At 67.4% G+C, this 9985-nt stretch carries 11 protein-coding genes and 1 riboswitch; of the genes, 7 read left to right on the top strand and 4 right to left on the bottom strand.

What is annotated here, in order from left to right; all coding sequences use genetic code 11:
- The 3 genes from fusA to rpsL form a co-directional block, all read right to left on the bottom strand.
- On the bottom strand, window positions 1–1273 hold a 1273-nt coding region (gene fusA / locus QZ814_RS10085; RefSeq protein WP_294331569.1), incomplete at its 3' end, for an elongation factor G.
- 147 nt (window positions 1274–1420) lie between these two features.
- Window positions 1421–1891 (bottom strand): 30S ribosomal protein S7, encoded by a 471-nt coding sequence (gene rpsG, locus QZ814_RS10080; RefSeq protein WP_042491196.1) that lies wholly within the window; start codon window positions 1889–1891, stop codon window positions 1421–1423.
- Window positions 1892–1957: 66 nt separating this feature from the next.
- A complete protein-coding gene (gene rpsL / locus QZ814_RS10075; RefSeq protein WP_019831557.1) occupies window positions 1958–2329 on the bottom strand; it encodes a 30S ribosomal protein S12 in 372 nt (123 codons plus the stop codon).
- A 301-nt stretch (window positions 2330–2630) separates the two neighbouring features.
- On the opposite strand from rpsL, the gene QZ814_RS10070 reads away from it, so the two are divergent.
- On the top strand, window positions 2631–3071 hold the full coding sequence (locus QZ814_RS10070) for a polymer-forming cytoskeletal protein (protein ID WP_294331567.1): 441 nt from the start codon (window positions 2631–2633) through the stop codon (window positions 3069–3071).
- Between the two features lie 18 nt (window positions 3072–3089).
- Here the strand turns inward: QZ814_RS10070 and QZ814_RS10065 are convergent, their stop codons facing one another.
- Entirely contained in the window at window positions 3090–3704 is a 615-nt protein-coding gene (locus QZ814_RS10065; protein ID WP_294331565.1) for a DUF4142 domain-containing protein, read from the bottom strand.
- 228 nt (window positions 3705–3932) lie between these two features.
- On the opposite strand from QZ814_RS10065, the gene QZ814_RS10060 reads away from it, so the two are divergent.
- The 6 genes from QZ814_RS10060 (at window position 3933) to QZ814_RS10035 (ending at window position 9960) form a co-directional block, all read left to right on the top strand.
- Window positions 3933–4130: a hypothetical protein gene (locus tag QZ814_RS10060; RefSeq protein WP_294331563.1), complete on the top strand. Its 198-nt coding sequence runs from the start codon at window positions 3933–3935 to the stop codon at window positions 4128–4130.
- A 36-nt stretch (window positions 4131–4166) separates the two neighbouring features.
- Complete coding sequence (locus tag QZ814_RS10055; RefSeq protein WP_294331561.1) at window positions 4167–5054, top strand: bestrophin family ion channel; 888 nt, start codon at window positions 4167–4169, stop codon at window positions 5052–5054.
- A gap of 37 nt (window positions 5055–5091) precedes the next feature.
- A riboswitch (cobalamin riboswitch) is annotated at window positions 5092–5288 on the top strand.
- A gap of 107 nt (window positions 5289–5395) precedes the next feature.
- A complete protein-coding gene (locus QZ814_RS10050; protein ID WP_294331559.1) occupies window positions 5396–7246 on the top strand; it encodes a TonB-dependent receptor in 1851 nt (616 codons plus the stop codon).
- Entirely contained in the window at window positions 7246–8070 is an 825-nt protein-coding gene (locus QZ814_RS10045) for an ABC transporter substrate-binding protein (RefSeq protein WP_294331572.1), read from the top strand. Before QZ814_RS10050 ends, QZ814_RS10045 begins: the two co-directional genes overlap by 1 nt.
- A gap of 148 nt (window positions 8071–8218) precedes the next feature.
- On the top strand, window positions 8219–9190 hold the full coding sequence (locus tag QZ814_RS10040) for an iron ABC transporter permease (protein WP_294331557.1): 972 nt from the start codon (window positions 8219–8221) through the stop codon (window positions 9188–9190).
- Entirely contained in the window at window positions 9181–9960 is a 780-nt protein-coding gene (locus QZ814_RS10035) for an ABC transporter ATP-binding protein (RefSeq protein WP_294331555.1), read from the top strand. The genes QZ814_RS10040 and QZ814_RS10035 overlap by 10 nt, the downstream gene beginning before the upstream one ends.
- The last annotated feature ends 25 nt before the right edge of the window (window positions 9961–9985 follow it).

The raw sequence follows: 9985 nt of genomic DNA, 5'->3' as shown, positions 1-9985 counted from the left end.
CGCCCATCTTCTCCTGGTCGGCCTTGGTCTTCGGCTCCACCGACAGCTCGATCACGGGCTCGGGGAATTCCATGCGCTCCAGGATGATCGGGGCGTTCTGCGCGCAGAGCGTGTCACCGGTCGTGGTATCCTTGAGGCCAGCGAGAGCGACGATGTCACCCGCATAGGCTTCCTGGATGTCCTCACGGCTATTCGCATGCATCAGCAGCATGCGGCCGATCTTTTCCTTCTTGTCCTTGACCGAGTTCAGGACCTGCGACGAGGTCTCGAGCTTGCCCGAATAAATGCGGGCGAAGGTCAGCGAACCGACGAACGGGTCGTTCATGATCTTGAACGCCAGCGCCGAGAAGGGCTCGGTGTCCGACGAAGGACGCTCGTCCGGCGTCTCGCCGTCGAGCTTCACGCCCTTGATGGCCGGAACGTCGAGCGGCGACGGCAGATAGTCGATGACCGCGTCGAGCAGGGGCTGCACGCCCTTGTTCTTGAACGCCGAGCCGCAGACCACGGGGACGAACGCCATTTCGAGCGTGCCCTTGCGGATCAGCGCCTTGAGTTCGGCGACGGTCGGCTCATTGCCTTCCAGATACGCTTCCATCGCGGCGTCGTCCTGCTCGACGGCCATTTCGATCAGGTCGCTGCGATACTTCGCGGCCTTCTCGGCCATGTCGGCCGGGATGTCCTGATATTCAAACTTCGCGCCCAGCGACTCTTCGAGCCAGATGATCGCGCGGTTCTCGACCAGGTCGACGAGCCCCTTGAAGCCACCCTCGATGCCGATCGGCAGATACAGGACCGCCGGACGCGCACCCAGGCGCTCGATGATCGAGTTCACGCAGAAATAAAAATCGGCACCGGTGCGGTCGAGCTTGTTGACGAAGCACATGCGCGGCACGCCGTACTTGTCGGCCTGACGCCACACGGTTTCCGACTGCGGCTCAACACCCGCCACGCCGTCGAAGCAGGCGACCGCGCCGTCGAGCACGCGGAGCGAACGCTCCACCTCGATGGTGAAGTCGACGTGCCCGGGGGTGTCGATGATGTTGATGCGGTTGTCGTTCCAGAAACAGGTCGTCGCGGCCGACGTGATCGTGATGCCGCGCTCCTGCTCCTGCTCCATCCAGTCCATGGTGGCGGTGCCTTCGTGCACTTCGCCGATCTTGTAGGACTTGCCGGTGTAATAAAGAATGCGCTCGGTCGTGGTCGTCTTGCCGGCATCGATGTGCGCCATGATGCCGATGTTGCGATACTTCTCGAGCGGATGGCTGCGGGCCATGATCGATCTTCCTCAAGCGTAGGGGGGAGCCGGTTGGCCCGGCTCCCCCTTATATAGGCTGTTTGCGTGACCAGCGGAAGACCGCCGGCACCGCACCCTGAAAAGGTTGCGGCAGACCGGAAATATATCCGGTCCGCCGCAAGACCCTTACCAGCGGTAGTGCGAGAAGGCGCGATTCGCTTCCGCCATGCGGTGCGTATCTTCGCGCTTCTTGACCGCGTTGCCGCGGTTGTTCGCAGCGTCCATCAGTTCACCCGACAGACGGGCGGCCATCGTGTTCTCCGAACGGGCGCGCGACGCGCCGATCAGCCAACGGATGGCCAGAGCCTGGGCACGCTCCGGACGGACTTCGACCGGAACCTGGTAGGTCGCACCGCCGACGCGGCGCGAACGGACTTCGATGCCCGGCTTGATGTTGTTCAGCGCATCGTGGAACACGCCGATCGGATCGCGCTTGGCGCGAGTCTCGACGGTTTCCAGAGCACCGTAAACGATGGCTTCGGCCACGGACTTCTTACCGTCCAGCATGACCGAATTCATGAACTTCGACAGGACCTCATCTCCGAACTTGGGGTCCGGCAGAATTTCCCGCTTTTCGGGACGACGACGACGAGCCATTCTCGTATTTCCTTACAAAACTTCAGCCTTGGATGGTCGAGGAGCCTCGGGAGAGGCCCGACCGGCTTACTTCGGACGCTTCGCGCCGTACTTCGAGCGGGACTGCTTGCGATCCTTCACGCCCTGCGTGTCGAGGACGCCGCGCAGCACGTGGTAGCGCACGCCGGGAAGGTCGCGCACACGGCCGCCGCGGATGAGCACCACCGAGTGCTCCTGCAGGTTGTGGCCTTCGCCCGGGATGTACGAAATGACTTCGCGCTGGTTGGTCAGGCGAACCTTGGCCACCTTGCGAAGTGCCGAGTTCGGCTTCTTCGGGGTCGTCGTGTACACGCGGGTGCAGACACCGCGCTTCTGCGGGTTCTGTTCCATCGCAGGGACCTTGGACTTGGCCTTCTGCGGTTCGCGGCCCTTGCGGACCAGCTGGTTAATCGTCGGCATGAAGCCCTTCACCTTTCAGATGGTTACTTTGCTGGAGCCCTGTTGGACAGAATACGAAAAAGCCCCGAAGGCCTCAGCCCCCCGGGCGATTGCGTCTCCAGCAACGTTCAGCTCTTTGTACCCAAGGCAGGAATCGCCCTACCCGGAACCGGGCGGCCTATACCGATGCGGGGCGATCCGGTCAACAGCGCCGCCCGGGGGCCGGCCGCAACCCCCGGGACCTACGTCGGCAGGGCTGCCGCCGCGCCTAAGCTGTGCTAGCGCACCCTTCCGGATTCGCAACGCTTGGGGGGTAACGGGCATGTTCAACGGCAACCGCAATCGCGAGGAGCGCGGATCCGCGACTCCGGGCGCCAGCGCCTCGAACGGCCGCCGCGGCCAGTTCTCCGTGCTCGGCGCGGACATCGTGATCACCGGCAACCTCACCGCCACTTCCGACCTCCATATCGATGGCCGGATCGAAGGGGATGTGCGCTGCGGCAGTCTGGTCCAGGGCGCCGATAGCCAGATCTTCGGTCGAGTCGAAGCCGATGACGCACGGCTGGCCGGCGCAATCGAAGGCTCGGTGCGCGTCCGCCAGCTCACGGTCGAACGCACCGCACGGATCACCGGCGACGTCGAATATGAAACCATCATGGTCGAGCAGGGCGGCCATATCGACGGCCGGCTCAAGCACCTCGGCGGGGCGACCGGCCAGGCGGCCGCCTCAGTGCTGATCGAGGCAAGCGGAGACGCGGGCTGAGGCCACGCGCCCCCGTGCTCACATGCCCTTGATCTTGTCGTAGTGGTTGGAGACCATGTCCTGGGCGTCTCGCGAAAAGTCGCGTAGCGACGGCACGTCGCCGCTTCCCGCATAGGCACGCAACGTGGCGAGCGCCTTTTCGTGCGCCGCGACCTGCTGGCTCTTGTAGGCGGCATCGAAATCGGTGCCGGTGGCGGTCTGCAGCGTCTTCAGGTTGGCCTGCTGCTCGTCGGTCAGTGCCGGAGCGGGGGTAATCGCCGGGCCGGCCTTGGCGGCGGCGGCCTTCAGCTTGGCGGTCGACTTGGTGTGGTCGTCCACCATCTCCTTGCCGAAGTCCTTCAAGGCCTTGGTGGTCGCCTTTTGCTGTGCGAGCTTGCCGCCGGCGATCTCATAGGCGTCGCTCGCGGCGAGCGTGTTGGCGAAATCCTGGCCGGACATCGGGGCGGCGGCCATGGCATTGTCGCCCATGCCGTTCATCGCGCTCATATTGTCGGCCATTGCATCGCCAGCCGGCGCGTTGGTGACGCTGGCGCCGTTGTCGACCACCGCAGTGCTGTCGTTGCTGGTAGTACCACAAGCGCCGAGGGCAAGCATCGGTGCACCCCCCAGGACCAACAGGTGCTTCTTCATCATCTGAACCTCCTCAGTTCCTGGAACCGACGAACGTCCCGGTACTGCCCCCGTTCCGATAAATGATCCTTATCTAGTTGAATGCGATGGTGAAACTATCGGCGGTTCATCGCTGAGATGGCGCAGCGCGTCGTAAATGCTGCACCGCGAAAGACTCCGTTACACCCCGTCCATGCGCGGTTTGCAATCCGCTCGCTAGCTGCGCGCCTCACCCGCAAGAGGAGGTTGCCGATGTCCCGAGAGTCCCGATCGCGTCGCCGCGAGCGTCTGCGAAGTTCGATCGCCCTGTTGCTGTTCGGGCTGGGCACCCTCGCCTTCCTGATCGCGATCGATCGCCCGGAATGGTTCCAGGTGCGACCGGCGAGCGCCGCGGCCGAGGCGATGTCGCACGCCGCCGCGCCTGTGCCGGCCGAACGAACGAACGGATAACGGACCCCGAGAGCGCTTTACGCGTATAGGCCCGCCATGATCGTCACCACCGCGCCCCGCGCCCGCCAGATTCTCCGTGAGGTCTGGCGCCCGCTCACCGCCCTGTTCGTCTGGGACGTGCTCGTCACCATCGTCTATTTCGTGCTGCCGTTCCGCGCGCCGTCGTTGCCGCTGACGCTGTTCGGATCGGTGCTGGCGCTGTTCCTCGGCTTTCGCAGCAATTCCGCCTATCAGCGCTGGTGGGAAGGGCGCGGGCTGTGGGGGCTGATGATCAACGCCAGCCGTAATCTCGCCCGCATGGCGCGTAACTATCTGCCCGACGGCGAGGCGGTGGACATGAAGCGCACCCTCGTGCTCCGCCATATCGCCTATGTGAACGCGCTGCGCTGCCAGCTCCGCCGCCAGCCGGTGGACCAGGAGGTGTTGCGCTTCCTTTCCAAGGGCGAGGCCGATTTCGCGCTGGCCCGCACCAACATCGCCAACGGCATCGTCGACGGCACCGGCCGCCGTATCGAGATCGCCCGCGCCAAGGGCTGGATCGACTCGATCCAGCAAAGCTCGATGGAGCGCGTGCTGATCGACATCGCCAACGCTCAGGGCGGCATGGAGCGGCTGAAGAACACCCCCCTGCCCGTCCAGTACCGGCTGGTGCCGACGCTGTTCACCCATATCTTCTGCGTGCTGCTCCCGATCGGGCTGGTCGAGACGCTGGGCGTGGCGACACCGCTCGGCTCGACGGTGGCCGGCCTGATGTTCCTCGCAGCCCTCGCGATCGGCGACGATCTGGTCGATCCCTTCGCCAATACCGTGCACGACCTGCCGCTGAACGCGATGTGCCGTACGATCGAGATCGACCTGCTCCAGTCGATCGGCGACTCCGCCCCCGAACCGGCGACGCCCGACAAATACGGCGTCCTGTGGTGAGTGCGCGACGGGTTGCGGCCGCCCGCCGCTTCCCGCTAAAGGCAGCCGCGTAACGGGTGCCTTCCCGCACGGGAGGGTGAAAAGGGAACTCGGTGTGAAGTCCGAGGCTGCCCCCGCAACTGTAGCCGGTGAGCCGGCATGCCAATCTGCCACTGGAGCATCGCGCTTCCGGGAAGGCGGCATGCCTGCGACGACCCGGGAGCCAGGAGACCTGCCCGCTACGGTCGATTCCTTCACGCGGGCGGGGTGCACCGGGTGATCGGGGCTGAAATCCCCGTGCGAGCGACACCAAACCATGCGGGGAGCCGAAGCGCTCTCCCATCTTCGGGTGTCTGATCCAGATGCGTTTCTACAAGCTTTCCCTCATTGCCTCCGCCGCGCTTGCGCCGCTGGCCGCCCATGCCCAGAGCGAAGACGACCAGATCGTCGTGGTCGCCAGCGGCGTGGCGCAGCGTGCCGATACGGTCGGTCGGTCGGTGACGATCATCGACCGCGCCGAGATCGAGCAACGCCAGACCGTCGCGCTGTCCGACTTGCTCGCCACCACGCCGGGCCTCACCGTCGTCCGCAATGGCGGGCTCGGCACCGCGACCGCGCTCAGCATCCGCGGCGCGCAGAGCGACCAGACGCTGGTGCTGATCGACGGCATCCGGGTGAACGACCCGTCAGCCACCGGCGGCGCGTACAACTTCGCCAGCCTGCTCGCCGGCTCGGTGGAACGCGTCGAGGTGCTGCGCGGGCCCAACTCGGTGATCTGGGGCAGCCAGGCGATCGGCGGCGTGGTCAACGTCACCACGCAGCAGGGCACGCCGGGCCTCCACGTCCGCGCCAATGCCGAGGGCGGCTCGTTCGGCACCTTCGACGGCAACGCCTCCATCGCCGGCGGCAACGACCGCATCTCCGCGGGCCTGACCGCGGGCTATCTCGCGACCGACGGCATCTCGGCGGCGGCGAACGGCAAGGAAGCCGATGGCTATCGCCAGCTGGGCGCCACCGGCAATGTGCAGGTGAAGCTCGCCGAGGGGCTGGCGCTCGACCTGCGCGGCTATTTCGCCGACAGCAAGGTCGACCTCGACGGCTATGCCCCGCCGACCTACGCCTTCGGCGACACCGGCGAATACGCCAAGACACAGGAAATCTATGGCTATGCAGGCCTGAAGAACGAAGCGCTGGGCGGCGCGCTGCGCAGCCGGCTTGGCTTCACACTCTCCGACATCACCCGCGACGGCTACAATGCCGACAGCAGCATTTCCTACCGCTATCGCGGCCGCGCCGAGCGCTACAGCTATCAGGGCGATGCGACGCTGGCGAAGCAGCTGCGCCTCGTCTTCGGCGCCGAGCATGAGCAGAGCCGCATCCGCTATGACGAGGGCTTTGGCAGCGTCGGGCGCCGGTCGGTCGGCATCACCAGCGTCTATGGCCAGGCGATCGTCACCCCGCTCGATCCGGTGACGGTGACCGGCGGCGTGCGCCACGACGACCACGACCAGTTCGGCGGGCATTGGACGTGGAACGCCGATCTCGCGGTGCGCGCGACCGCGAATACGCTGCTCCACGCCAGCTATGGCGAGGGTTTCAAGGCGCCGACGCTCTACCAGCTCTACAGCGCCTATGGCTTTGCCGGCCTCCAGCCCGAGACGGCCAAGAGCTACGAGGCCGGCGCGCGGCAGACGCTGGCGGGCGGCAAGGTCGCGCTGGGCGTCACCTGGTTCCACCGCGATGCGGACAACCAGATCGACTATAACTTCGCGACCTCGACCTATTACAACCTCACCAAGACCCGCGCCGAGGGCGTGGAGCTGGAGGGCGTGCTGCAGCCGGTCAAGGCGCTGACCGTGCGCGCCAACTTCACGCACGTCACCGCCGAGAACCGCAGCGCCGGCGCGCTCGGCAAGGACCTGCCGCGCCGCCCGCGCGACACGGCCAACGTCTCCGCCGACTATCGCTTCCCCTTCGGCCTTTCGATCGGCGGCACGGTGACGATGGTGGGCGACAGCTTCAACGATGCCGGCAACACCACGCCGATCGACGGCTATGCGCTGGCCGGGGTGCGGGCGGAGATGCCGGTGACGAACCGTCTGTCCGTCTATGGTCGCGTCGATAATGTCGGCGACGTGCGCTACCAGCAGATCACCGGCTACGGCACCTATGGCCGCGCTGCCTATGGCGGCGTGCGGATCCGCTTCCAGTGATGCGCGGCGCCGCGCTGCTCGCCTGCCTGGGGCTCGCGGGCTGCGCGGCGCCCCCGCCGGCCGGCGGCGGGGGCATCGTCTCGCTGAACCCTTGCGCCGATGCGGTGCTGGTCGAGCTGGTGCCGCCCTCGCGGATCGCGGCGATCAGCCATTATTCGATGCGGGCCGACTCCACGTCGATTCCGCTCGAGGTCGCGCACCGCTTTCGCAGCAACAACGGGACCGCCGAGGAAGTGATCGGGATGAAGCCCGACCTGGTGATCGCCAGCAGCTTCACGGCCCCCTCGACCCGGGAGGCCTTCACCCGCGCCGGGCTCAAGGTGCTCTATGTCGGCATCCCGCCCTCCATCGCGGAGAGCAAGGCGCAGGTGACCGAGCTCGCGGCCGCGGTGGGCGAAGCTGCCAAGGGCGCCGCACTCAATGCCCGGATCGATGCGTCGGTGGCGGCGGCACGGTGGGATGGCCCCACCGCCCCCGCGCTGCTATGGATCGGCGGCAATCTCGTCACCGGCGGCAAGACGCTGCTCGACGACCTGATGACCCATGCCGGCTTCTCCAACCACGCCGCGCATTACGGCCTCACCCACACCGCCCACCTGCCGATGGAACAGGTGATCGCCGACCCGCCGCGCGTGATGCTGGCGCCCGAAGGAGCCGGTCGCGACAGCGATTCGCGCGTGGCGACCTTGCGCAAGCGTGCCATCGCCGAGACGGGCATGCGCGTCACCCAGGCCGCGTTCCCGCGCCAGCTTGTCAATTGCGGCGGCCCGGTAATCCCCGCCGCGCTCGCCCGTCTCGCCGCCATTCGCCGGAGTGTTCGATGACCGCCCATCCCTACCGTCATCCCGGCGAAAGCCGGGATCCATTCGCCGCTCGGTATCCGCAAGAGCTGCAGCGCAGACCGCAATGGATCCCGGCTTTCGCCGGGATGACGCTAGACGGAGGTGGAGCAGGTTCGACGGAGCACCACCCATGAACCGCCTCCTCCTCAACCTCGGCCTCGCGCTGCTGGTCGTGCTGCTGTTTGCCGGCTCGCTGATGGCGGGCAAGTTCTGGGTGCCCGTCTCGGCCTGGTTCAGCCACGATCCGCGCTGGTGGATCATCGCCGAGCTGCGCCTGCCCCGCGCGATCCTCGGGCTGGCCATCGGCGCGGCGCTGGGCTTGTCCGGCGCGGTACTGCAGGGCTTCCTGCGCAACCCGCTGGCGGACCCCGCGGTGGTCGGCGTCTCGTCCAGCGCCGCGCTGGGTGCCGTCGCCTCGATCGTGCTGCTGGGCAGCAGCGCCCCGCTCGTCCTGTTCGGCTGCGCGATGGCGGCGGCATGCGGATCGATGCTGCTGCTCGCGGGACTGGCATGGCGGGCAGAAAGCGCGGTCGCCTTCATCCTCGCAGGATCGGTGCTCGCCAGCCTCGGCGCAGCGCTGACCAGCTTCCTGATCTCCATCTCGCCCAATCCCTATGCCACCGCCGAGATCCTCGACTGGATCATGGGCGCGCTCACCGATCGCAGCTTTGCCGAGGTGCAGCTGGCGGTGCCGTTCATCACGGTCGGGTGCATCGTCCTCTTCGCCACCGGCCGCGCGCTGGACGGCCTGACGCTGGGCGAAGCCGCCGCCCGCTCGATGGGCCTGCGGCTGGGGCGGACGCAGCTGCTGGTGGTGCTCGGCACCGGCCTCGCGGTGGGCGCCAGCGTCGCCGTGACCGGGATCGTCGGTTTTGTCGGCTTGATCGTGCCCCATCTCCTCCGTCCGCTCACCGGCGCGCGGCCCTCAGCCCTGCTGCTGCCCAGCGCGCTGGGCGGCGCGGCGCTGCTGCTGGCCGCCGACAGCCTCGTCCGGCTCTCGCCCGGCGCCGGCGAGATCCGGCTGGGCGTGGCGATGGCGCTGCTCGGTACCCCCTTCTTCTTCGTGCTGCTCCTCAAGCTTCGGCGGTCGACATGGAACTGAGCGTCTCCCAACTCTCCGTCAGCTTGGGGAAGCGCGGGGTGCTCCACGGCATCGACGCGGTGCTGCAGCCCGGCCGCGTGACCGCGATCCTCGGCCCCAACGGCTCGGGCAAATCCACGCTGGTGCGCACCCTCGCCGGCCTGCTCGGTGCCGACGCGGGCAGCGTAACGCTGGACGGCATCGCCCTCGATCGGCTGCCCCCGCGCGAGCGCGCCCGGCGTATCGGCTATCTGCCGCAGGAAGCGACGGTGCACTGGGACCTGCGCGTCGCGGACCTGGTCGCGCTCGGCCGCCTTCCCCACCGCGCGCCGTTCGCCGGACTGTCCGCCGAGGACCACGCCGCCATCGATGACGCGATCGCGACGACTGGCATTCGCCCGCTGGCCGATCGCCTCGTCACCCAGCTTTCGGGCGGCGAGCGCGCGCGGGTGCTGCTCGCCCGCGTGCTGGCCGGCCAACCGCAATGGCTGCTCGCCGACGAGCCGCTGGCAAGCCTCGATCCGGTCCACCAGCTCGACCTGCTCGATCGCCTCCGCGCGCTCGCCGCCGGCGGCATGGGGGTGGTGATCGTGCTCCACGATCTCGTCCAGGCCGCCCGTGCCGCCGACGACGTGCTGCTCCTTCGCGACGGTCGTCCGGTGGCCTTCGGCCCGGCGGCCGCGACGCTCGCCCGTGCCCCGCTGCGCGATGCCTTTGGCGTGGAGGTGATGTTGATCGTCGACGACCATGGCCGGCTGCTGCCGGTGCCGATCGGGCGCGTGAAAGCCTAGCGAGCCTTCCGCTTCGGGTGTGGCG

It is taken from the genome of uncultured Sphingomonas sp. (genome assembly GCF_913777625.1).
In the GTDB taxonomy this organism is placed as follows: Bacteria; Pseudomonadota; Alphaproteobacteria; order Sphingomonadales; family Sphingomonadaceae; genus Sphingomonas.
The sequence above is the reverse complement of the archived record's forward strand: the minus strand, read 5'-3'. Positions and strand labels throughout refer to the sequence as shown.

Coding starts and splice junctions, on each gene's coding strand:
- QZ814_RS10045 (WP_294331572.1), top strand. CDS start 7,246: ATGCGCGGCGCCGCGCTGCTCGCCTGCCTGGGGCTCGCGGGCTGCGCG.
- rpsG (WP_042491196.1), bottom strand. CDS start 1,891: ATGGCTCGTCGTCGTCGTCCCGAAAAGCGGGAAATTCTGCCGGACCCC.
- QZ814_RS10060 (WP_294331563.1), top strand. CDS start 3,933: ATGTCCCGAGAGTCCCGATCGCGTCGCCGCGAGCGTCTGCGAAGTTCG.
- QZ814_RS10070 (WP_294331567.1), top strand. CDS start 2,631: ATGTTCAACGGCAACCGCAATCGCGAGGAGCGCGGATCCGCGACTCCG.
- rpsL (WP_019831557.1), bottom strand. CDS start 2,329: ATGCCGACGATTAACCAGCTGGTCCGCAAGGGCCGCGAACCGCAGAAG.
- QZ814_RS10065 (WP_294331565.1), bottom strand. CDS start 3,704: ATGATGAAGAAGCACCTGTTGGTCCTGGGGGGTGCACCGATGCTTGCC.
- QZ814_RS10035 (WP_294331555.1), top strand. CDS start 9,181: ATGGAACTGAGCGTCTCCCAACTCTCCGTCAGCTTGGGGAAGCGCGGG.
- QZ814_RS10055 (WP_294331561.1), top strand. CDS start 4,167: ATGATCGTCACCACCGCGCCCCGCGCCCGCCAGATTCTCCGTGAGGTC.
- QZ814_RS10050 (WP_294331559.1), top strand. CDS start 5,396: ATGCGTTTCTACAAGCTTTCCCTCATTGCCTCCGCCGCGCTTGCGCCG.
- QZ814_RS10040 (WP_294331557.1), top strand. CDS start 8,219: ATGAACCGCCTCCTCCTCAACCTCGGCCTCGCGCTGCTGGTCGTGCTG.